General features: G+C 48.5%; 21 protein-coding genes and 1 pseudogene. 8 read left to right on the plus strand and 14 right to left on the minus strand.

The features are described from left to right. Positions 1-31: 31 nt before the first annotated feature. The 8 genes from rseP to rpsB form a co-directional block, all read right to left on the minus strand. Positions 32-1,408, minus strand: a complete 1,377-nt coding sequence (gene rseP / locus K7B67_RS09425) for a sigma E protease regulator RseP (protein WP_252180086.1) — start codon at positions 1,406-1,408, stop codon at positions 32-34. A gap of 149 nt (positions 1,409-1,557) precedes the next feature. Then, the gene (ispC, locus tag K7B67_RS09430) at positions 1,558-2,745 is read right to left on the minus strand and encodes a 1-deoxy-D-xylulose-5-phosphate reductoisomerase (protein ID WP_252180087.1); all 1,188 of its coding nucleotides are present in this window, start codon (positions 2,743-2,745) and stop codon (positions 1,558-1,560) included. Positions 2,746-2,747: 2 nt separating this feature from the next. Beyond that, positions 2,748-3,548 (minus strand): phosphatidate cytidylyltransferase, encoded by an 801-nt coding sequence (locus K7B67_RS09435; RefSeq protein WP_252180088.1) that lies wholly within the window; start codon positions 3,546-3,548, stop codon positions 2,748-2,750. After that, positions 3,542-4,315, minus strand: coding sequence for a polyprenyl diphosphate synthase (locus K7B67_RS09440; RefSeq protein ID WP_252180089.1), 774 nt, complete (start codon positions 4,313-4,315; stop codon positions 3,542-3,544). The genes K7B67_RS09435 and K7B67_RS09440 overlap by 7 nt, the downstream gene beginning before the upstream one ends. A gap of 250 nt (positions 4,316-4,565) precedes the next feature. Further along, complete coding sequence (gene frr / locus K7B67_RS09445) at positions 4,566-5,123, minus strand: ribosome recycling factor (RefSeq protein WP_252180090.1); 558 nt, start codon at positions 5,121-5,123, stop codon at positions 4,566-4,568. Then, complete coding sequence (pyrH, locus tag K7B67_RS09450) at positions 5,116-5,856, minus strand: UMP kinase (RefSeq protein ID WP_252180091.1); 741 nt, start codon at positions 5,854-5,856, stop codon at positions 5,116-5,118. Before pyrH ends, frr begins: the two co-directional genes overlap by 8 nt. A 159-nt stretch (positions 5,857-6,015) precedes the next feature. Then, positions 6,016-6,876, minus strand: a complete 861-nt coding sequence (tsf, locus tag K7B67_RS09455; protein WP_252180092.1) for a translation elongation factor Ts — start codon at positions 6,874-6,876, stop codon at positions 6,016-6,018. Between the two features lie 132 nt (positions 6,877-7,008). Beyond that, positions 7,009-7,794 (minus strand): 30S ribosomal protein S2, encoded by a 786-nt coding sequence (rpsB, locus tag K7B67_RS09460; RefSeq protein WP_252180093.1) that lies wholly within the window; start codon positions 7,792-7,794, stop codon positions 7,009-7,011. 374 nt (positions 7,795-8,168) lie between these two features. On the opposite strand from rpsB, the gene map reads away from it, so the two are divergent. The 5 genes from map to K7B67_RS09485 all read left to right on the plus strand — a co-directional run bounded on the left by map (position 8,169) and on the right by K7B67_RS09485 (position 16,074). After that, positions 8,169-8,999, plus strand: coding sequence for a type I methionyl aminopeptidase (gene map / locus K7B67_RS09465; RefSeq protein WP_346658274.1), 831 nt, complete (start codon positions 8,169-8,171; stop codon positions 8,997-8,999). Between the two features lie 126 nt (positions 9,000-9,125). Then, a complete protein-coding gene (glnD, locus tag K7B67_RS09470; RefSeq protein ID WP_252180095.1) occupies positions 9,126-11,843 on the plus strand; it encodes a [protein-PII] uridylyltransferase in 2,718 nt (905 codons plus the stop codon). Positions 11,844-11,964: 121 nt separating this feature from the next. Further along, positions 11,965-13,476, plus strand: a complete 1,512-nt coding sequence (locus K7B67_RS09475) for a hypothetical protein (protein WP_252180096.1) — start codon at positions 11,965-11,967, stop codon at positions 13,474-13,476. 265 nt (positions 13,477-13,741) lie between these two features. Beyond that, the gene (locus K7B67_RS09480; protein ID WP_252180097.1) at positions 13,742-14,713 is read left to right on the plus strand and encodes a hypothetical protein; all 972 of its coding nucleotides are present in this window, start codon (positions 13,742-13,744) and stop codon (positions 14,711-14,713) included. A 32-nt stretch (positions 14,714-14,745) separates the two neighbouring features. Further along, positions 14,746-16,074: a hypothetical protein gene (locus K7B67_RS09485; RefSeq protein ID WP_252180098.1), complete on the plus strand. Its 1,329-nt coding sequence runs from the start codon at positions 14,746-14,748 to the stop codon at positions 16,072-16,074. 21 nt (positions 16,075-16,095) lie between these two features. Here K7B67_RS09485 and K7B67_RS09490 read toward each other — a convergent pair whose 3' ends face one another. Then, complete coding sequence (locus tag K7B67_RS09490; RefSeq protein ID WP_252180099.1) at positions 16,096-17,955, minus strand: DUF3857 domain-containing protein; 1,860 nt, start codon at positions 17,953-17,955, stop codon at positions 16,096-16,098. A 23-nt stretch (positions 17,956-17,978) separates the two neighbouring features. On the opposite strand from K7B67_RS09490, the gene K7B67_RS23860 reads away from it, so the two are divergent. Continuing rightward, positions 17,979-18,107, plus strand: a complete 129-nt coding sequence (locus tag K7B67_RS23860) for a hypothetical protein (protein WP_256484816.1) — start codon at positions 17,979-17,981, stop codon at positions 18,105-18,107. A gap of 555 nt (positions 18,108-18,662) precedes the next feature. On the opposite strand, the gene K7B67_RS09495 is transcribed toward K7B67_RS23860, so the two are convergent. Continuing rightward, positions 18,663-18,872, minus strand: coding sequence for a hypothetical protein (locus K7B67_RS09495; RefSeq protein ID WP_252180100.1), 210 nt, complete (start codon positions 18,870-18,872; stop codon positions 18,663-18,665). Between the two features lie 398 nt (positions 18,873-19,270). Further along, positions 19,271-19,450, minus strand: a pseudogene (locus tag K7B67_RS09500) (ISNCY family transposase); the annotation flags it as partial. Positions 19,451-19,616: 166 nt separating this feature from the next. Between K7B67_RS09500 and K7B67_RS09505 the strand changes: the two are divergent. After that, on the plus strand, positions 19,617-19,808 hold the full coding sequence (locus tag K7B67_RS09505) for a type IV conjugative transfer system protein TraL (protein ID WP_256484817.1): 192 nt from the start codon (positions 19,617-19,619) through the stop codon (positions 19,806-19,808). Between the two features lie 237 nt (positions 19,809-20,045). Here K7B67_RS09505 and K7B67_RS09510 read toward each other — a convergent pair whose 3' ends face one another. From K7B67_RS09510 to K7B67_RS09520, 3 genes are all read right to left on the minus strand, one after another. Next, positions 20,046-20,258, minus strand: coding sequence for a hypothetical protein (locus K7B67_RS09510; protein ID WP_252180101.1), 213 nt, complete (start codon positions 20,256-20,258; stop codon positions 20,046-20,048). Between the two features lie 127 nt (positions 20,259-20,385). Beyond that, positions 20,386-21,507 carry a metallophosphoesterase gene (locus tag K7B67_RS09515; RefSeq protein ID WP_252180102.1) on the minus strand — a complete coding sequence of 374 codons (1,122 nt, stop codon included), beginning with the start codon at positions 21,505-21,507 and terminating at the stop codon, positions 20,386-20,388. 181 nt (positions 21,508-21,688) lie between these two features. Next, positions 21,689-21,826: a transposase gene (locus K7B67_RS09520; protein ID WP_252180103.1), complete on the minus strand. Its 138-nt coding sequence runs from the start codon at positions 21,824-21,826 to the stop codon at positions 21,689-21,691. Positions 21,827-22,256: 430 nt separating this feature from the next. On the opposite strand from K7B67_RS09520, the gene K7B67_RS09525 reads away from it, so the two are divergent. Beyond that, positions 22,257-23,741: a carbon starvation CstA family protein gene (locus K7B67_RS09525; RefSeq protein WP_252180104.1), complete on the plus strand. Its 1,485-nt coding sequence runs from the start codon at positions 22,257-22,259 to the stop codon at positions 23,739-23,741. Positions 23,742-23,954: the final 213 nt, after the last annotated feature.

A 23,954-nucleotide genomic window follows, 5' to 3' on the forward strand; every position in this document is an offset into this window, starting at 1 on the left:
CCGTGTTCATCTTTTACTCTGGGTAGTCGCATCAGAATAACCGGCTTATATCATTGTACAGAGCCAACATCATGACACTGACCACCAGAGTCACCCCAATTTTCAACCCAACCGTCTGGGTCTTTTCAGACAGAGGTTTTCCTCTAACCCATTCCACCAGATAAAACAACAGATGTCCTCCATCCAGTACAGGAATAGGCAGTAAATTCAAAACCCCGAGACTGACGCTCAACATGGACAGGAAATAGAGAAAATTCTCCAGTCCTGATTGCAGAGATGCGCCAGCCACTTTAGCAATGGTGATGGGACCGCTCAAGTTTTTTACCGAAACCAGCCCAACCACCATCTTCCACAGCGACTCAAGCGTCATTCCCGTTAGGGCGGATGTTGCCTGAACGGCTTTGGGTACAGCTAACAAGGGGTTATATTGCAGGGTTCTGACCATATCGTCAGGCCAGGAGACTGACTGCACACCGGCACCGATATAACCCACACGCCGACCTTCCACTTCTTTCTCACCCGGCGTAATGGCAAGCCACTGGAGACTGTTATTTCGTTCAATCTCTATGTGCAGTGTTTTACCAGGGTGACTACGAATCAGGTTAACCCATGCCAGCCAATCCTGTACAGGCTCACCGTCGGTTTTAAGAATCTTGTCTCCAGGTTTCAAACCCGCCTGCTCAGCAGCACCACCTGCGACAACCTGACCGATAACGGCTGGTATCTGAGGTGAATAGGGCACAATCCCCAATGCCTTGACAGGGTTCAGGTCTTCCTGACCTACCAGCCAGTTATTCAAGGGCACCTGCCTGATCACTTCGCTGCCTTCCGGCTTCTGGCCCGGCACCCCCGACCTGACACTTACATCAATGGAACGACTGTCACCAATAAACGACAAAAGCTTCATATTAACCTGCTGCCACCCCGGCGTCACCGCTGAGCCAATCCTTAAAATCTCATCACCGGGTTGAATACCAGCCATTGCCGCAGGTGAGTCGGGCAGTACTTTTTCAACCTGTGGCAATACAGTCTTTACGCCCAGCACATACATTAACCAAAGCGCCACTATAGCCAGCAAGAAATTAGCGATCGGACCCGCAGCCACAATGGCTATTCGGGACAGAACAGGTTTGTTATTAAAAGCGAGCGCCTTTTCCGATTCAGAGACTGGCCCTTCCCGCTCATCCAGCATCTTGACATAGCCACCAAGAGGGATAGCAGCAATAACGTATTCAGTTCCCTGGCGATCGGTTCGTCTCCAGAGCGGCTTGCCAAAACCCACTGAAAAACGCAGAACCTTGACACCACAACGCCGAGCCACCCAAAAGTGGCCGAACTCATGAATACTGACAAGAATTCCCAACGTTATGACAAAAGCCAGAAACGTCTGCAAAGTTCCAAATATCATTTTGCGCTACCCAACCTCCAGTACGCTTGCCTGTCTAATTTGGTACTGAAATACCAGGCAGCAGTGAGTGACAGAGTTTAGTGATTAACATACGACTCTAAACAGAATATCACCAGAATAACAGTGAAATAGATGCCTTGTTGAAAACATCAAGCTGTCTTGTACCAGCGCTCAATCTGAGTACTGGCTTGCAACCTGGCCCGACGATCAGCATCCAGCACCTGTTCAATATCACCTGCACTGTTTACTTGAAGTGCCTGTAGCGTAGCATCAATAACTTCAGGGATACGATCAAAGCGAAGACGATCACCCAGAAAGGCCTCCACCGCCGCTTCATTGGCTGCATTGAGCATAGCGGCGGCGGTCCCACCCGTAGAAGCAGCATCCTGAGCCAGCTGCAAGCACCTGAAACGCTGCATACAGGGCTTCTGAAAGTCCAGTCTGCCAATGTCGGTCAGAGAAAGGGGCTCGACACCGGACTGAATGCGTTCCGGCCAGGCCAGTGCATGAGCAATTGGTGTGCGCATATCCGGGTTCCCCATCTGCGCCAGCACAGAGCCATCCTCATAATCCACCAGAGAATGAATAATACTCTGCGGATGAATCATCACCTCAACCTGGGAGGGGCGGGCTCCAAACAGCCAGCAAGCCTCAATAAACTCCAACCCCTTGTTCATCATGGTGGCCGAATCCACTGAAATCTTTTGCCCCATACTCCAGTTTGGATGAGCACAAGCCTGGGCAGGCGTTACCGTGGCAAGAATGTCGACCGGAGCCTCTCTGAAAGGACCGCCTGAAGCAGTTAATAGAATCCTGCGAACCCCAACCTTTTGAAGACCTTGACGATAGCCATGGGGGAGACACTGAAAGATCGCATTGTGCTCACTATCAATCGGCAACAGTTGGGCGCCAGACTCTTTCACTGAATCCATAAAAAGTGCACCCGTCATAACCAGTGCCTCTTTATTTGCCAACAAAACCTTCTTACCTGCCTTGACAGCAGCCAGAGTGGGCAGCAGACCTGCCGCCCCGACAATCGCTGCCATGACGATATCAACATCTGAATCCGCTGCCACCTGGGCAACTGAACGGGTTCCTCCCAAAACTTCTGTTTTGATCCCTTCAGCTTGTACCGACGCCCTCAACTGATTGGCAACATCAGGATCTGACATGACAGCAAAGTCAGGCTTAAACGCCCTGACCTGCTCCAGCATGACGTCATGACTACGACACGCCACCAGCGACCTGACTTTGTAGCGATCAGTGTTTCGGGCAATAACATCCAGAGTACTTTTTCCGATAGATCCGGTTGAACCCAGTACACAAACTTGTTGCATGCTTAACTCCCACCGACAATCAGAGCCAGAGTGAAGACCGGCACGGCCGCTGTCAGACTGTCTATCCTGTCCAGCACCCCACCATGACCTGGCAATAAATTACTACTGTCTTTTATCCCACGCTCACGCTTGAGCATACTTTCAAACAAATCACCCAGTACAGAAACCAGCACGACCGTGATTGAAAGCATCAGGAGACCCAGCCCCCGGACAAAAGAAAGATCATAATAAAGACCGACACAAGCCGCTGTAAATAACGACATCAGTAGCCCACCCACCAAACCTTCAACGGTTTTTTTAGGGCTCACCAGCGCCGCCAGCTTGTGACGTCCAAAATTCTTCCCGGCAAAATAAGCCCCTATATCCGCCGCCCATACTAACAGGAAGACCAGCATAATAGTCCAGCCCTGCTGGTCATAAAACTTGAGTTTTGAAAGCGCAAACCAGGCAGGAACCAGGGTCAACACGCCCATCACCAGTCTCAATAAACGACTGCGGCAGAAACGGGCAGAAGCCGGGTAACCCCTGACCAGGGCAAATGCCACCAGCCACCAGACAGCCGATACAGCCAGCAGCACATAGGCTGAGACACCTTTGACAAACCAGCAGACCGCACCGACCAGCAACAAATAACCTACTCTGGCGACAGTGTCCTCAACACCGGAAAGATTGGCCCACTCCCAGGCTCCCAGCATAATAATCAGGGCAATCAGGACTGAAAATGCGGCGGGGGGAAGAAAAATAACACTGCCCAGAGCCAGGACTGCCAGAACCACAGCAGTGAGAATTCTCTGTTTTAACACGTAGCCTCAGCCTCCACCTGCTCGCTGGTTTTGCCAAACCGTCGCTGGCGATTGACATAAGCCAGAAGCGCACGCTCAAACTCCCTGCGATTAAAATCCGGCCAAAAGGTTCTGGTAAAATAAAATTCGCTGTAGGCACACTGCCACAAAAGGAAGTTACTGATACGCTGTTCACCACTGGTTCTGATTAGAAGATCAGGGTCGGGTATACCAGCTGTACTCAAATGTTGACCAATCAACGACTCATCAACTTCGTCAGCGGATATCTCCCCTCGCTCTACCATGTTAGCCACTTTGCGGGCCGACTGTGCAATATCCCACATCCCACCGTAATTGGCAGCAATCACCAAAGTCACCTTGGCGCCGTCGGCCGTCGAAGCTTCTGCTTCGGCAATATGCGCCTGGATATCAGGACTAAAACGACTTACGTCGCCTATAATCTTCAGCCTGATATTATTTTTTTTAAGTTTGCCGGTTTCCCTGCGCAGTGTTCTCAGAAACAACTCCATCAGGCCATCCACTTCATTTTTTGGCCGGTTCCAGTTCTCACTACTGAAAGCAAACAGAGTCAGAACCTCAACACCCACTTCACCACAGGCCTCAACCACTTCCCTGACCGCTTTTACACCTGCTCGATGGCCAGCAAGACTCGGAAGCAATCGCTGTTTCGCCCAGCGGTTATTTCCATCCAGAATAATGGCCACATGGCGAGGCAACCTGTTAACCGGTATTTCCGCTAAGCTGCCGATTTCCTCTTGCGATTTCATGGCCATTCACTATTTTGTTGATCTAAAAAATAATTTATCTGCGGCACCATGCAGGGGTTCACAGAACATCACAAACACCCGCACAAGCGCCACACCTGACAACCCAGACCGGATACACAGACCCGCCTGAGAAACACCATCCCTGATCGACATTTAGAGGAGCATCAGACAATCATGGGTATAAAATACAGCTATATCCAGACTGACACAGACAGGCCTGTCAGCAATCAATAAGAAGAAGACGGGGCACTCAGACTTCCATCAGATCTTTTTCTTTGCTGGCCAGGGCAGCATCAACAGCAGCAATGTATTTGTCCGTTACTTTCTGGATATCGTCCTGTGCACGACGCTCATCGTCTTCACTGATTTCCTTTTCTTTTTCCAGTTCCTTGATGTCGGCCAGAGCATCACGACGTATATTGCGAATGGCAATTTTGGCGTTCTCGGCTTCCTGACGGGCCTGACGGGTGTAACCTTTACGGGTTTCTTCAGTCAGAGGAGGCAAAGGAATACGAATCACTTCACCGGCAGTGGAAGGGTTCAAACCCAGGTCGGATTTCAGGATCGCTTTTTCTACATCAGGAACCATCTGCCTTTCCCAGACGCGCACGGCCAGGGTCCGGGCATCTTCAGTAGAAATATTCGACACCTGACTCAAAGGTGTTTCAGAGCCGTAATAAGAAACCCGGACACTGTCCAACAGACTAGGGTGCGCACGGCCAGTACGAATTTTGGCAAATGCACCATCCAGAGAATCTATGCTTTTACTCATGCGCTCTTGCGCATCTTGCTTAATTTCTTCAATCATTCACCACCCCACTCACCAGTGTTCCTTCTTCGCCACCTACCACTGCATTGAGCAGAGCACCGGATTTATTCATATTGAAAACCCGAACAGGCATCTGCTGATCACGAACCAGACAGATAGCAGTCAAATCCATCACGCCGAGTTTGCGCTCAAGCACATCATCATAGGTCAGGTATTCGAATTTTTCTGCATCAGGGTATTTGACCGGATCCTTGTCGTAGATTCCGTCAACTTTGGTTGCTTTCAGCACAACATCGGATTCAACCTCAATTCCACGCAGGCAGGCTGCTGAATCTGTGGTAAAGAAAGGGTTGCCGGTACCTGCTGAAAAGATCACTACATCACCACCATTGAGGTAGCGCATTGCACGACGATGGTCATAGTGTTCAACGACACCATCCATCGGGATAGAAGACATAACACGGGTGTTGATGTTTGAACGCTCAAGGGCATCGCGCATCGCCAGAGCATTCATGACTGTGGCCAGCATCCCCATATGGTCGCCAGTCACACGGTCAAGGCCAGCAGCACTTAATGCTGCGCCACGAAAGAGGTTTCCGCCACCGATGACGATACCAACCTGAACGCCGATACCCACCAGCTGGCCGATTTCCAGGGCCATTCTGTCAAGAACACTGGGATCAATGCCAAAGTCCCCTGCTCCCTGAAGGGCCTCGCCACTGAGTTTAAGCAGAATGCGCTTGTATTTAGGTTGTCGATCATTTGCCGGCATTTTCAGCTTTCCAATTCAGAGTTAGGCGAAGAAGCGCCTGTCCCTAACAGCCCGCAGATTAGACGGGAAAACCTGCTGGGCTGCTGAACAGACCCAATCGAGTCTGCCCAGCTGACAGGTCAGGCACCATCCATTAACCAGTAATAACCAGTATCAGGATTAGAGTCCAGCCTGAGCGCGAACTTCAGCAGCGAAGTCCACTTCTTCTTTCTCAATCCCCTCACCCACTTCGTAACGCACGAAGCCAGTGATGGTAGCGCCAGCTTTCTTGGCCAGGGCACCCACCTTAACATCAGGGTCTTTAACAAAAGGCTGCTCAGTCAGACTGTTTTCAGCCAGGTACTTGTTAATACGACCAACAATCATCTTTTCGATGATTTCAGCAGGCTTACCGGACTGCTCTGCCTGAGCCTTGAAGATTTCCTTCTCTTTCTCGACCAGTTCAGCCGGCATATCGTCCTTGTTAACGACCTGAGGGTTAACAGCTGCAACGTGCATGGCCACATCACGAGCCAGCTCGGAGTTGCCTCCATTCAGGCTAACCAGAACAGCAATGCGCTTGTTACCGTGAACGTAAGCGTCGACCACGCCACCTTCTACGATTTCAATACGGCGAACACCGATGTTTTCACCGATCTTCTGCACCAGGGCCAGACGAGCTTCTTCCAGCTCACCTTCCATCAGCCTGGCTACGTTAGCTTCCTTACGGTCAAAAGCGGCATCCACCACTCTCTGAACGTAACCCAGGAAGTTGTCGTCACGGGCAACAAAGTCGGTCTCGGAGTTCACTTCGACCATTACACCGAAGCTGCCATCTTCGGCAACTTTGGTAGCGACAATACCTTCAGCGGCAGTACGACCTGCTTTCTTGGCGGCTTTCGCCTGACCAGATTTACGCAGCTCTTCAATCGCTTTTTCGATATCACCTTCTGAAGCAACCAGAGCCTTCTTGCACTCCATCATGCCCAGGCCAGTGCGTTCACGCAGTTCCTTAACCAGTGCTGCAGTAATTGCTGCCATGGTGGATTCCTCTCGCAAATATTCTATTAAGGGTTCAGGGCAGCCCCAGGAGCCTGACCGCCCCAAAATAACCAACGCTCTTTATAATCTGAAAAAGGGGGCCACGCCCCCCTTTTCTCAACGATCCGAAGATTAAGCTTCCTTAGCGTCTTCCTGAGCGTCATCAGCCTTGGCTTCGACTGCTTTTTCCGCTTCTACTTCTACTTCCACGAATTCGCTTTCAGCGCCAGTATTGGCAGCCGTACGACCTTCGAGGACAACATCAGCAGCAGCCTTGATGTAGAGCTGAATAGCACGAATCGCGTCATCATTACCCGGAATAACGTAGTCAACACCTTCAGGACTGGAGTTGGTGTCCACGATACCAATAACAGGGATACCCAGCTTATTAGCTTCCTGGATAGCGATGCGCTCGTGCTCAACATCGATCACAAACAATGCGTCTGGCAAACCACCCATTTCCTTGATACCACCCAGGGAGCGATCCAGTTTTTCCAGATCACGACGGCGCATCAGGGCTTCTTTCTTGGTCAGTTTTTCGAAAGTACCGTCTTCAGCCTGAGCTTCCAGATCACGCAGACGACGTACAGACTGACGGATGGTCTTGTAGTTGGTCAGCATACCGCCCAACCAGCGATGAGCCACGAAAGGCATACCGCAGCGAGCTGCCTCTTCACGGATGATTTTACCGGCTGCACGCTTGGTACCAACAAACAGAATCTTGTTCTTACCTTCAGCCAGCTTGCGAATGAAGCTCATCGCTCCATTAAAGGCAGGCATGGTGTGCTCAAGGTTGATGATATGAATCTTGTTGCGGGCACCAAAGATGAATTTGTTCATCTTTGGGTTCCAGAAACGAGTCTGGTGACCGAAATGCACGCCCGCCTTGAGCATGTCACGCATGGTGACTTGAGCCATGAGAATTCTCCTGTTACAGGGTTAGGCCTCCACACACCCCATGAGTTCGACCCGATGACCAGCTTTCACTGATAACGCCCGGGCACCCTGAATCATGTGTCGGTGTATGTGAGTTCTGTTTACAAAATCAAATAGAAAATCCCGCAATCAGGTGACCCTGAATACGAAGACGCGGTTTTATACCATAACCAGATGATGATTCAAAGCCGAAAGACTTTTTTGACAGACAATTTGACAAACAATTTGACCGACAATTCATCAGGCCATTTATAGCCCGTGCCACTGTGATCAAGCGCCATTTCTGTTAGAATTCCAGGCAATGAATCCGTAAAGACCCGGGAAAGCTGAGTCACTCGTTTTAGAGTACTCTCAGTATTTCCCGCGCCCGACAAAGAACATCTGAAATGAACATCACGATCAAAACCCCTGAAGACATTGAAAAAATGCGTATTGCCGGCAAGCTGGCTGCTGAAGTACTGGAGATGATCACTCCTCATGTCAAGCCCGGCATTACCACGGGTGAGCTTGATCGCCTCTGTCACGACCATATCGTTAATGAACAACAAGCCATTCCAGCGCCTCTGAATTACGGTGCTGCACCCGGCCGCCCCGGCTTTCCCAAATCTATTTGCACCTCTTTGAATCATGTTGTTTGTCATGGCATCCCCAACGACAAGAAAACCCTGAAAAATGGTGACATACTCAACATCGATATCACGGTGATCAAAGACGGTTACCACGGAGACACCAGCAAAATGTTCCTGGTCGGCAGCACCCAGCCTTTTGCAGAAAAACTGGTAAAAGTCACCCAGGAATGTCTGTACAAGGGTATTGAGATCGTTAAACCGGGTGTCAGGTTAAGCGATATTGGCCGGGTGATTGCCCAACATGCACACACCCATCATTATTCCGTAGTTGAGGAGTATTGCGGCCACGGTATTGGTAAAGTCTTCCATGAAGACCCGCAGGTGCTTCATTACGATGGCTATGGGGATAAAAACGACTGTGTGCTGCAAGAAGGCATGACATTCACCATTGAACCCATGATCAATGCCGGCAAGAAGTTCACCAAACTGCTGGGAGACGGCTGGACTGCGGTCACTAAAGATCGCCGCCCTTCTGCCCAGTGGGAGCACACCATTCTTGTTACCGCCGACGGCGTTGAGATACTGACCCTGAGAAGTGAAGAGACCCTTCCTTTTTGATTATTAAATGGCTCGCAGCTCTTGTCGTACGAGTTTGTTATGAGAGCTTGTCATGAGAGCTTGTCACGAGAGCTTGTTACAAGAGTGCGAGCCAGTATTTTTAGCGACGGAGTGCCAGTATCTATTATGAATCACACAAGCCCACAGATTCCCAATCAGCTTAAAACCGAACTCTTTGATAAAGATTCATTTGTTGCATCCCTCCGCCATCAACCCGCTATCCCTCTTTACAAAAATACCCTTCAGGCCTGCAAGGAAACGCTCAACCAATGGTTCAGACAAGAAGTCAATATTGATCAGCTGGTGTACAGCTATACCTGGCTGATCGACCAGATGCTTATCACGGCGTGGGAGCAATCGGCCTGGGACGATGCTAAACACATCAGCCTGCTTGCCGTTGGCGGTTATGGTCGGGGCGAGCTTCATCCCGGCTCGGATATTGACATTTTGATTCTTCTGGAGAGCGACAAGTACCAGGCCCACCAGTCAGAGATAGAAGCTTTTATAACAATATTGTGGGACATCGGCCTGAAAGTAGGCTCCAGTGTACGATCCATAAAAGAATGCGCAGAACAGGCCAGAGATGACCTGACCATCATCACCAACCTGATGGAAGCACGCCCTCTGTCCGACCCAAAAAGCCTGAATAAACGACTTCAGGAAATGATCGATGTTCGCCACATGTGGCCCAGCGATCAGTATCTTCAGGCCAAATTTGACGAACAGAAAGCCCGCCATAAAAAATACGCCGATACTGCCTACAGCCTGGAGCCCAACATCAAAGGCTCACCCGGTGGTATCCGTGATCTGCACATGCTGGGCTGGGCGGCAAAGCGACATTTCGGCACCCAGGACCCCATTAAATTAATGGACCTGAACTTTCTGACAGATACTGAATACCAACAACTCATCCGCTGCCGGGCATTCCTGTGGAAGATACGCTGGGCGCTGCACACCCTGACAGGTCGAGGCGAAGACAGGCTGCTGTTTGACCACCAACGATCACTGGCTAAACAATTTGGTTACCAGGACCACCCTGGCTCACTGGCAGTGGAGCAGTTCATGCAAAGCTACTTCCGCACCGTCCTGATCGTTGACCAATTCAAAGACCTGATCCTGCAGCATTTTGATGACACCATTCTTAAGGCGGACAAACCCCAGACCATAACCCCGATCAACGAGCGATTCCAGATATACAATGGCTACATCGAAGTGACCCATGACCGGGTATTCACTGAGCACCCGCCCGCTATTCTGGAGCTGTTTGTGCTGATGACCCGCGACCCGAATATTCTCGGCCCCAGGGCTGAAACCATCCGATTACTGCGCGACGTTCGTCATATCGTTGATAACCGGTTCAGAAAAGACCCCAGGTGTTCAAAATTATTTCTTCAGCTTTTGCAGGCACCTTACGGACTCACCATCAGTCTGAGGAGAATGGCCCGTTATGGCATCCTTGGCCGCTACCTGCCGGAGTTCGGTCGCATCATTGGCCAGATGCAGTTCGACCTGTTCCACGCCTATACCGTTGATGCTCATACGCTATTGCTGATCAAGCACCTGCGCAGTTTCCGCTATGAAGAAAACAAGCAGCGTTACCCCATCGCCTGCAAACTCATCCATGATATCAAAAAACCCGAACTGCTCTATGTTGCCGGTCTTTATCACGACATTGGCAAAGGCCGTGGGGGTGACCACTCTCAGCTGGGGGCAGCGGACGCTGAAGTGTTCTGTCGAAGACACGGCCTGCGTCGTGTAGATACCAGACTGATTGTCTGGCTGGTGCGCGAACACCTCTCCCTGTCGACCACTGCTCAGAAAAAAGACCTTTCAGACCCTGAAGTCATTCATGATTTCGCTCGCAAAGTAGGCAACCTGAACAACCTGAATCATCTCTACCTGCTCACCATTGCCGACATCAATGCCACCAACCCTGCATTATGGAATGGCTGGCGCTCTTCGTTGCTGCAACAACTGTACAGCCAGACTCGCCAGGTTCTGGAGTACGGCATAGAGAACATGCCCGACAGTCACGAGAGAGTGCAGGACATTCAGCAGGAAACGCTTGAACTACTGGCGGGTGATAACCTCAACACTCAATCGATACAGTCACTCTGGAACACGCTGGATGACGACTACTTTTGCCGTCATGATCCCCATGAAATTGCCTGGCATACCCGGGGAATTCTTAACCACAAGCCATTGGAGCCCCTGGTTCTGACACGGGAAACCGACACCGACAGGGAGCACAGTGGTTCACAAATTTTTGTCTATACACCGGACCGGCCCAACCTGTTTGCTGCAACAGTGGCCGGACTCGACTCCCTGCACCTGAGCATTCAGGACGCAAGAATCATCACCTCCAGTCATCAGTTCAGCCTGGATACCTATACCGTATTAGAAGAAGATGGCTCAGCCATAGGCAATAATGAATCACGTATTGTGCAGATCCAAAGTCACCTGCAAGATATTCTCAACAATCCCAAACAAATGCCCGTTGCAGCCCAGAGACGCACTCCCAGGCAACTGCGACACTTTGCTAAAGAACCCCAGATCACCATCAGTAACCTGCCTGGCATTAAAAAGACGCTTCTGGAGATCAAGGCAACCGACAGGCCCGGACTGCTGGCCAGGGTGGTAAGAACCTTCGTGGAACTGGAGCTGCAAGTACACAATGCCAAGGTAGCCACCTTCGGTGAAAAACTTGAAGACAGCTTCTTTATCACCGATAAACACCATCAGCCCATCAGTGATCCTGATTTTGCTCAGCATATCTGCCAGACACTAAAACAAGTTCTGCAACAAGCCTCTGAGCAAGATGTCATCCGCTTTCAGAAGCCTTAAGTGTTAAGTCAGAACTTATGAGTGCTGCAAGCTGTTTCATAGTCATAAATATTCTAAATAAAAAGCATTTTTTTCCAGCAGATTAGCTATTTTAAAAGTTCGTCGTTAATAGGTGCTATGTATGAAAATGCTTCGTAACCTAAAGATTTTGTGTAGTTATATCACTGCGGTGATATTCCTGCTAACTCCCACAGCCTCAGTAGCAAATAACTACGTCCTTCATTTCAAATCCTCGCGAGCAGAAGTCAAAGTACGTCTATCTGTCACCCCTGATACTGAAGTTGATGGGCCACCTGCTGACGGTCAGGAACTCGAAACGATCGGAGGTTTGCCCATTTCTGGATCAACATCTCCTGCCCAGCCTCCACCTGAAGTGACATCAGGTGATGGTGCTGAAATTCAGGAATCTGAAACCGCTGATGGCTTGCCAACCGCCCGAAAATCTGGAAGTGTTGAAATCACGCCAGCCCCGCAGGAGGAAACTGAAGCCTTTGAAGAGCTGCCACTTGACCAGGAATCTGGTACGCCACCCTCTCAAGAGGAATGTGGAGCCGTTGGCGGCGTACCAGATTCCCAGTCTGTAACAGCTTCTTCGCCAGTTATAGTGACATTAATTGATCATATTAATATCCATGACGGGACTGAATCCGTTTCCAGCATTCAGCCCATAGCCAATCAACCTGATACAGATGATGCTTCAACACTCAATATCCGTTCCCTGGAAACCGGAAGTGCTACTGTTTCAGCTTACCTGCAAAGAGGAAATACAGGCAAAGCAAATCTACCTGTTTATGTAGTACCTGAAAACGAGCTGCAAAATTTTGTTAGGACGTTTGCCAGTTTGGTTGCCAGGAAAGGGAGCGAAATGCACACTACCCAGCCTTTCGTGCGCTATGGCAACCTTATATGTAACTCGGACGCAAATTCACGCTGGTCTTATGGAAGGTTTGCGACTCCTTTCATCTTTCTCGCAGCAGCGGCAGGCACTGCCAGCGGCTTTGGTATAGGGATGCCTGGCCTGGCATACGGATCTATAGTAACAGGAGGGGTCTTTACTCCTCTCTCCGCCTGTTTATTTAGCCATACCCGGTTTCCAAATCAGTTTAGGGTGAGCTTCACATTCAGCACGAATGGCTTGACCATGACTCAGGAAATCCACACTTTGCAGCAAATAGCGAAGTTGTTGCGGGTTTCAGGGGGCTTTAATTTAGCATCCTTTACAAGACAGGAGGAAAGCCAGACACTGACGTTTAATGTCCGGGTATCAAGTTCAGTGAACGCCGAGCGGCTAACATCATTGCTCGAAACCGATAATCAAAAACTAACTAATCCGTTTAGTATAAACGTCTCTGCCAACGGCAAACCTACCGGCGAACCCACCGGTGGAGCTAACGGCGAACCCTCCGGCGAGCCTACTGGCGAACCTAACGGTGAACCCTCCGGCGGATCTAACAGCGAACCCTCCGGCGGATCTAACAGCGAACCCTCCGGCGGATCTAACGGTGAACCTACCGGCGGATCTAACGGCGAACCTACCGGCGGATCCAACGGCGAACTTAACGGCAAACCCACTGGCGAACCCGCCAGCGATCCAGCCCATGTACTCGAACCACCCTCAGCCCCCAACCCCTAGGAGCCTGTTAAACCTAAAGCTTTCCTAATAAAGACGACGCCCCGGGCACAATGACTGTCAGGCCGTCTGATTACACAATGTCAAAGGCCGGTACTGCCTGCAAGCGACTCAGACCATGGATGGTCTGCCGGTATTAAACCCCACCTTTTATTCATCAACATGAATCATTAACCCATGCTGCATAGTCGAAAATAATCTAAATAAAAAGCACCTGTTTTCCAGTGGCTTAACTACCTTTAGTGGCTTGTTATGAACAGGTTCGGTTATGAAAAAGCAGGTTATAAAAAAATATTGCAACCTTAAAGTCTTATGGAGTTGTATCACTGTGGTGGCAATCCTGCTGGTGCCTGCGACTTCATTCGCAGGTTATTACGTGCTTCATATTCATAGCCCGAAAGCACACGTCAGAGTATTGCTATCAGTCAAAACTGATACAGAAACCGATGGCCCATCGGAAGAACGTGGAGCCGTTGGTGGTTTAACGGCTTCCCAGACACGTAGAGCAGCTTATTCGCCATTTAGGGCGACATCAATGGATCCTTTTTATGGCAGGACTCGTTCTCCGCAAACCGGAAGTGCTGATGTTTCGTTTTACTTGAAAAAACTAAATAATACAGACACAGAAAATTTACCGGTTTATGAAATACCTGAAGATGAGCTGCTAGACTCTGTTTTGACGTTTGTCAGTCTGGTTGCTACGGAAACGAACACGATGCATAGCACCCGGCTTTTCATGCGTCGTGGCAGCCATAGATTTGACTTGCTCGCAAACGCAAACCCACGCTGGTCTCGTGGAAAATTTGCAGCTCCTTTGACATTTCTCGCAACAGCGGCAAGTGCTGCTACCAGCTTTGGTTCAGGGATACCCGGCTTGGGATTGGGATCTTTATTAGCAAGAGGTTTCAATACTCTTGGCACTGCCCGTTTTTTTAGCAATACCCGGTTTCCAAACCAGTTTCAGGTGAGCTTCACATTCAGTTTGAACGGTTTGACCAGCACTCAGGAAATCGACACCTTGCAACAAATAGTGCAGTTACTGAAGCGCTCGGGTGACTTTAATTTAACAAACTCTGAAAGGCAGGAGGAAAGCCAGACAATGACGTTTAATGTCCAGATATCGAATTCAGTGGATGCCGATCAGCTAAAAACATGGCTCGAAACCAGTAATCAACAATTAGGTAATCCGTTTAGTATAAAAGTCTCCCCAGCCCCTGATGACACCCTGTACACACCATAATTGGCCGACACTGTCTACAAGCGACTCAGACCGTGGATGGCCTGCCGGTATTTGAATCGATCGCCCGTATTGCCATAGTCAAAAATATTCTAAACAAAAAGCACCTTTTTTGCAGTGGCTTAACTATTTTTAGTGGTTTGTCATGGGCAGGTCTGGTTATGAAAAGGCAGGTTATAAAAAAACATTACAACCTCAAGTTCTTGTGGAATTTTATTACTGTGGTTGCAATCCTGCTGATGCCCACGACGTCATTAGCAGGTTATTACGTGCTTAATCTTAAAAGCCCGAAAGCAAACGTCAAAGTATTCCTATCTGTTGAGCCTGATACAGATACCGATGGACCATCAGAAGCGCAGGGGCTACAAGAACAATCCTCCAAGCTGTTATCCAGCGAAAACAGGGAACCTGAAACCATTGGCGGATTGCCAGTGTCTGAGTCGATGCATTCGGCCCAACGCCCGCCTACTGAGTCGGCATCAGACGATACTACTGAAAACCAGGAATATGGAGCCGTCGGGGGCTTGCCTGTCGCTCAGGGAGATGCCGCTATTTCTTCGCCCATTTCAGTATCTTTGATGGCTTCTATTAACGAGACTAAGTCTAATGCTTCTCCCCTACCCTTGGTCACTCAGCCTGATACCACTTCTACACCCACCATCCGCTATCTGGAAACCGGAAGTGCTACGGTGCAAACCTGGGTGGAAAGAGCAGTGGCGAGTGACGCTGCCCGGTTTTATCAAATTCCTTCGAGCAGACTGAAAGAGTTTGTCCTTACGCTCGCCCGACTGGTTGCCACGGAAACTAGCGAAATACATAGCTTCCAACCTATCGTCCGTTACGGACGCTATGTATGTAATTCCGATCTCAACCCATCCTGGTATATCGGAAGAATTGCGATTCTTACTCTATTTCTCGCGACCTCAGCAAGTACCGCCAGTGGATTTGCAATGGGGATACCCGTACTGGGACCCGTATCACTGACTACAGAAGTTTGTTGCACACCTTACGCTACCTACAGGCTTAGCCGTACCCAATTCCCAAACCAGCTTCAAGTGAGCTTCACGTTTAATTCCAACAGCTTAGTCGTCAGTGAGGAAACTCATCATTTGCAGCAAATAGTGAACATTCTGCAATCCTCAGGGGGCTTCAATTTGGTAGACTTTAGTTTCGACCCGCTCGATGGACAATCCGCCAGACAAACACTGACGTTTAATGTTCGGGCGCCAGCTTCAATGTCTGCCCCGCACTTACAAGGCTTACTCGAACAAAGTAATGAGAGGTTTGGTCGTCCGTTTAAGATACAGGTCTCTGCCATCGGCGAGCCAATCTGTAAAAAGCCATACCTGGAAACCTCATTTTAGTGCCTGGGAGCAGTTGAAGTTTCAGCGTCGTTTCAAGGCAATGATGGCTCGGCGATCATTAATAGCCCGGTAGGCTAACCTTTCGAATTCGGGGTATTCACCGGGCTGGTACAGATTTTTCTTAACCACGAACTTGCGTGTCACAACCAATGTATTATTGTCCACTGCGTAGTGACTGCTGTATGAGCCCGCCTCATTATCGAGTTGAAAGCTATCAGGAAGCTGGGTTACTGCGTAACTTTCTGGCAGCTCCATGCGATATTCCCATTGATAATGACGAGGCCCCACTGTAAACGGATACTTGCGTTTTCCATCCACCAGATAGTCCCTCAGGGACAGAACATCCTTGAAATCCAACCCCGGAGCCGTAGTAATAAAGCCTTCCTTACCGAGCTCAAAAGCGTAGGGGCTGTGCCACTTACCCTGATAAGCTGGCTGTTTTGCCAGATCATAAGCGGGCGTTCCCGATAAAATATCGCCAAAGCCTCCGGTCTGAGTTTTAGCCAGAAGGTTATTTACCTTCCACTCACCACTGCCACTGGATGCCAGGAATCCCCGAATCTGCACCCCAATGGTTCCCGTACCGGTGATTTCACTCTCTCCTTTCAAAAACCCATTCTCAGACAGCACTGACTGGCTTTTTACCCAGTAACGGTTCTGATCCGGTTTTATGACAGGAAGATATTGAGTTTCGCCTTTAGGGCTGGCCAGTACCACCCGCTTGCCCGACAGACTGTAATCCAACAGCCCGAACGGAGATAATGGAGAAACAGGATTGAGCCAGGTCATCAGTTCGGGGATATATAACAGAGCATGATTGAATTGCATGGAAGTCGCCACTGGCCAATCCCTATAGCTGTCATCCCAGCTGACCAGTGCCGGAGTTGACTCAATTCCACGGGCTTTTAACAATGTCTGCAATAACAAAACCTGATCTTTGCAGTCGCCATAACCATGACGAAGAATCTCTTCCACCGGGTGAGGAACCAGCTCGTCTTCCAGATTAAAGCTATGGGACAGGTAATTAATATTCTGAGCCACCCAGTTATAGATCAGGACGGCCTCTTCCCGGGAGTCTTTGACCCCTTGAGTGACCTCGCTGGCCAGCTTGCGGATTTCATCATTGTCGGTCTGTCTGTCCAGGCTGCTTTTGTAGTAAATTTCACCGATCTCTTCCCAACTTTTCAGAGAAGTCAATGCAAACATGGGCAACACATCATCCGTATCGACCATGTGCGGCTCCCTCTCCCGATAAGGAAAATTTTCAAGGCTGACCAGCAGCTGCTTACGCTTGCCTTTCTGATGTTCCTTCACAGAGAACTCTCCCCTGCTTCCCCACTTCATGGGCGTGTTTTCAGGCAGCAGAATAGAGGCCACTATTTTTTTCTGTTCCAGTTCCATCTCGGGCTGCAATGCCATATTGAAACCCATTGGGCTTTCCTTATTCACCACATGCTCAAACTTCAGCCTCATGATACTGCCCGGTGTCAGTCGGGAGAAAATCACTACTGTCTCCCTGTTACGCCGGTCTTTATCACGTCCCCCCAGATCCTGTTCAAAAATATTTTCTTTTTCAACCGGGATCACCTTTCCGTCCGGATGGGTAATGGACGCTTCCAAAACCTTCAGAGTTTCATTCTCGGAAAAAAAACTTTGGTGGTATTGCTGCAACGACTCAGCGCCTGCGGGAGTCAGTACCTCATACTCCAGCGTTACGATACGGGTATAACTCAGGTCATCCCTGATCTCGATCTGGAAATCAGACAACAGATTACGATAATTCTGGACAGTTTCATCTGCCTTCAGCAGGCCAGACATAACCAGAATCAAAAAGGACAGAATAACGGAACGAGCACTCATCGCATGATTCTTATCTGACATAACTCCCCCTTTGGCTAATGAAATTGAATCTACCAAAACATGAGCTTAGACCGTTACTACCAAAAAAGTTCAGTGATCCTGAAGATGAACACGGTCAGGCCGCAGTCAAGGCTGCCGGAGAAAAAGCTATTCCTGTAAATCATACCGAGTGACTATCAAGTCCGGGCTTGTTCAACAGACGGATAAGATTGCGGCTGCGGACAATCTGTCCTTATTCGTTATGTGCTTGTTGACTTTAATAGTTGCAGAATTTGATAGCCATCACTGGGATAGTTTGCATATCCTCGTATAAACGAAGGATAATGCATGGGTATTGCCGTCATGAGAAATGAAAAAAACGATATTGACGAGACACCGATCAACACAGACTGCATTTCACTTAAATATGATAATTTAAACACAAACAAGGTGCTGATAAGAAAAATAGATAAGGAAGTTAGCGGCCCCAGTATTAACGTCCATAATTTTTCTTTTGTTGAAAGGTCTGCCTGCCAATAGCAATAGCCTACATAGGTTGATTGCAGTGATATTTTTAGTGTAAGGTTTTTCAACCTCGCTTCAAATTTATTTTCACCAACACCTAAAACAACTTCGACTCTCTTTCCCAATAACAGTGAAGGAATTGCATGTCCTAACTCGTGGAACAAAGTAATTAAAGGTGTAACAAATAGCCACGAAAATACAGCTATAAAAAAAATATGTCATAGTTAATTTTTCTGATCTAATATTTCTTCTCTTTCGCGCGAATATTCTTCAAAGCTCTCATCATGAGCATCAAAACACTCTTGCTGCTGTGAGGGTGGCAACTTTACGCATTCCAATTTCTGATCGTGCTGAACAGTTTCGTAAACCATTTGATTGCTGCATGCAGAAGTCATTAATGTTATGACAAAGACAAGAAAGATTTTTGTATTCATTGGACTTTTAATCCAAAATCCTAAAGAGGTATAATACCAGCAATTCCCGCTGACCACCAATATATGTTCGATCCAATAGATTATTTCTGCCACCATTTATCCGGGGCGAACGACACCGGACTGGGTAATCAGCCAAACGATCAGCAAGTTCTAAACACAGGTCAAACAGGGCTACCAGCACCCTCGCTACGTGGTATTAACTACCAAATGCTCCAAGCTGGCGCTCCTGCCTTCAATAATCACTGTGAACAGATCTTCCCAGTTGTCGATGAGGAACCAGTCAAATAAGCCCCGTATAGCATGCCATAATGCTTTTTGGACTTCTTTGCATCAAGAGCCTGCTGGAAGAACTTGCAAGCCAACTGCTCTATCTGGTCGATGAGGAAAGCGGTAAAAGTCAGGCAGGCCAGGTTGGTCGCCAGATGCTGCTTTCCGTGCCCGTAGTTGTGTTCAAGGTGGTAGCCCTGTGTTTTCAGCGTGTTAAAGGTTTCGTTTTCAATTTTCCACTTTGCGCGGGCTCCTCTCATGACTTTTGCCACGTTCTCTTAGGTGAGTTGTATATCGGTTACCCATGCATTACCACTGGATCAGTCAACGGGGTAATGAACGACACATTAATAATGATGCAGCTCTCTTCATTGAACGTGAGGAATATTGTTTTGCAATGCTTGTCGATGGTGCTCAGAAGGGGCAACCGGGTAATGCATTTAACCAGTTCATCCTGAATTATAGTTTGATCAGCTGTTGCTTGGCATGCTCCTGGGCTGGATGGCGATTCGTGTTTATCGCCGGTTTCGGGATCGTCACCCTGACGGACATCTGAGCCACCAGCTTTACTGGCTGGGCTTTTATTTTGTGGTTGCAAATGTTGCCGGAAAGGCAGGATTCTCAGGAGCTAACCCTTTAAAACAGCCACAAAAAAAGGCCATTGAATAAACAATGACCTTTTTGAGTGGTGCCCGGAGCCGGAATCGGGCTGGCTTGGGGTCTGGGGGCTGGGTTTGATTAGTGCCATTTCATGTGACATATATCGAAAAATTCTATCTGATTTTCGTCCTGAAAAGGCCTTTCAGCTGATGGAGTTCTTGCACTCGGAGTTTCACCGGAATAAACAGCCCCTAACGTCAAATACATGATATGCTGTACAAGTGATTGTTTGAGCAGAATTCTCAGCTACCAACTCCCAGACCCTATACCCAGAAAAAATGAGGTCAGCCCAAAAACAAAAAATAACCCCGTCAAAAGGCAGTATTTGATGACATACCCAAGAGTCAGCCCCTGATCAGCAAGCTTGATGATACCACCAATGATAAGTTTAAAGGCAAAGTAACCCGCAGAGAGAAAGAATCCCAAAGCGAGTAAATTAAACATCAGTTCCAGATCCATAATAAAAGTTCCTTACAGCTGCCAACGGTTATTTTTCTTCAATAACGCCGCATATGATTTTTGAGAACAGATTCCCGTCATCAACCACAAAACCTATGCTGCACTCCTTGCACACAGCTGGTTATTATTAAGGTCTGTCTATCCAAGTAAAGTTATCCTGAATAAGCTTCTTCTCACCCAACCAACGATAAGCCACCAGTCTTCCCCCAGGGCGTGCAACGCTGTAGTCAACACAGGCAACCTGGTCACTCATTGGCCTGGGCTGTCCACTCATCCAGTAATGCCCTACAAATAACGGTACTGTGTCCGTGTAGCGATAACGTTGTTCGGGCAGTGGAGTGTCGGGCAATTCTGCCTGACCAGTCCCGATGGTTGCATTTGACCAATGAGTCGCTTGTTCATCCCACCAGCGAATGCGGGCAGCGGTTCGCAGGTTTCCTTTTTTATCTCTGAAACTAACGCCTGGTGGTAGTTCCAGCTCTATCCCTTTTAATAGGTACTCTATTGCATGGTAGAGCGGGTGCGCTTTATCAGAAGCTGGAACATAAGCATCCGCTGTCAGGCAGTTATTTTCATCGAGAAAGTGGGCGACAATAGGAAAGCTGGTGTGATGCCATACTGCATGGATGATTCTCAATTCTCCCAGATCCAGAAACAGTGGCAGTGTCTTAAACCAGTTTATAGCTTCTTGATGTATGCTGGATAGAAATGGAAACTCAGCAATAAACTCCGCATGATCCCTGATGTTCTTCTCATTATGTGGACGAAGGAAATCGCCAGCACCATCCGATATCGAATAACAGATGGCATTAAACTCGTGGTTACCCATCACCGCAAGAGCAGTTTCCTGCTCGACCATTGAACGACAAATGTCAAAGGTTTTACGGTGTTGTCCCTGGCCATCTATAAAGTCCCCAACAAAAATGGCTTTCTGTTCGGGGTGGCGATATGCCGATTTACGTCGTTCATAACCAAGCTTGAGCAGTAAGGCTTCCAGCTCGTCAGCTCGACCGTGAATATCTCCAATAATGTCATACATTCTTATTCTCATTGCATAGCGAAGTAATGAAAAGGTTATCAGATTCAGTTTGATGAGAGAAAAGAAATTGCCTTTTTTCGGCAACACGGCCCGGTCGAGAAATTCTTCCAGTTTTTCAAGGTTTTCTTTTGACCAGAAACCTCGGTCATAACTGACTTGTGATACTTGAGGAAATCGCTGTCTGGCACCTTCCGCAATAGTTACAGTCACTTGGTCGTCCGTCTATTTTTCCATGACCAGATGACTTTGGCAAAGAAGGCGGCCGCCTTTTTTAATATCGCTCGCTCTTCCTTCAGTTTGGCGTTCTCTTTACGTAAACGTTTCAGTTCGTCGTATATATGTTCATCATTCTTCTGTGGCTTACTGGAAGCCTCAGGTTGGTGATACTTGGTTATCCAAGTATGCAGGGTGTAATGTTAACCCCAAGCTCTCTGGCGGTTTCTGCCACTGGTTTAGCTGACTCAACTGCCAACTTTACCGCGGATTCCTTGAACTCAGCAGTGTATGATTTCATTTTCTTTTCAGACATTTGGACACACCTTAATGGGCTCTTATATTACCCGTATTTATGTGTCCGGAGAACTATAACCACTTCATCTTGATAGTTGCCATTGTAGAATTGCCACTCTGATTCCGGGGAATCCCCGCAGGGGTGAACTGTATGGCAAAGAGAACTGAACACGCTCACCATTTTATTCCAAGACAAGCCCGTTTCCGCTTCTCCGCGGAACTGGACGACTACTTGCCCATAGATAGCCGCCATCAGCAGAAGACGTATCACTCCGAGGGAGTTTCAACCACTGCTAGAACTTAACTTAAGTTTATTGATTCAGTGTCTTGACAGTGGGGTCCACCTTAGTGATCAATAGTCATTGATATCTACATTGACTTTGTTGAGCGATAGCAGGTTGCAACAAGAAAAACCACAATAACAAGAAAAATTACAGGAATTCCATACCATGATCGTGTTTTTTATCTGCATAGCACTATTGATATTGGGTTATAAATATTACAGCCCATTCGTCGAAAAACAGGCAGGCATTGACCTTCAAGCACAAACACCGCAAAAACGCTTCGACGAAGGGGTCGACTATGTTGCTATACATCCGGTGAAGGCTTATTTGATTCAGTTCCTCAACGTTGCTGGTGTCGGCCCTATCTTTGGACCCATCCTGGGTGCTCTTTACGGTCCTATAGCCCTACTCTGGATTGTACTGGGTAATATTATCGGCGGTGCTGTGCATGACTACTTCTCCGGGGTAATGAGTATTAAAGAAGACGGTAAGTCCTTACCAGAAATCGCCGGGCATTATTACAATGTTTACTTTAAGGGTGTAATGCTGGTGTTTACTGCCATGCTACTGTTCTTTGTGGGCGTAGTATTTATTATGAGTCCAGCAGGCTTGCTCAGTAATTTGAGCTACTTTGAAGGCACCATCTTCGCCAACAATACTTTCTGGGTTCTGTTGATTTTGGGTTATTATTTCATGGCAACCCTGCTGCCCATCGACAAGATCATTACCCGACTGTACCCAGTCTTCGGTCTGCTGATGATTGTCATGACCACCCTGATCGCTATTGCGCTGCTGATTGATGCCCCTCACCTGCCAGTAGCCAGTGATTTCTTCATTTACATAACACACAGTCACCTGGAACATCAGAGCGCAATTCTTACACCTAACCTTCCCGGATTGCCTGTATGGCCTCTGCTGTTCATCACCATTACCTGTGGTGCCATCAGTGGTTTCCATTCCACTCAGGCTCCCATCATGGCTCGCTGCCTGACTAACGAGAAATACGTTCGCCCGGTTTACTACGGTGCCATGATGTCTGAAGGTCTGGTGGCCTGTGTCTGGGCACTGGCAGGTATTGCTGCTTTTCCCGGTGGTTACGCTGAACTGAAAGCCATTCTGGATATGGGTGGCCCAGGTATGGTCGTTAACGAAATCGCTTCCAGCTACCTGGGTGTATTGGGTGGTATCATGGCTATTATTGCGGTGGCTATCTTCCCGATTACTTCCGGTGACACCGCGTTCCGCTCACTGCGTCTAACGATTGTTGATGCGTTTAACATTCCACAAAGCGTGCGTAATCGCATCCTGCTGGCTACTCCGATTTTGGCAATCGCTTACCTGATTACCTTTGTGGATTTTTCATTGATCTGGAGATACTTCGCCTTCTCCAACATGCTACTGTCTACCAGTGTGCTCTGGCTGGCCACCAAGTATCTGTTTGACCGTGGTGCTCTTCACTGGGTTGTGAGCCTGCCTGCGGTAGTCGGTACCAGTATCACTCTGTCTTATATCCTGACTGCCAGCATTGGTTTCGGGTTATCTCCGGAGTGGACCAAACCGGTCGGTGTAGTCATTGGAGTTTCAGCCCTAACGATCCTGATTCTGATGGATAAAAGACGAAAGGGTGAACTCTTTGATTCAGTTAGCTGATTCTACAGACTGCGTTACGCCAGCAGCTTGTATAACTGCTGACTAGGCAACAAGCTCAAACCTTAGCCTCGTACTGCGCCAAATCTGGCGCAGTACCCTTCACCTTCTCCTCACTGAATAAAAACCTTCTGCCCTACCCCCTTGCTGCGCCTGACTTTGTACGATAGCCTTTAATTTCAGCACAAACTGGCTGGAAGCCTTTATTTGCTGACT

This window comes from Endozoicomonas sp. 4G, assembly GCF_023822025.1.
In the GTDB taxonomy this organism is placed as follows: domain Bacteria; phylum Pseudomonadota; class Gammaproteobacteria; order Pseudomonadales; family Endozoicomonadaceae; genus Endozoicomonas_A.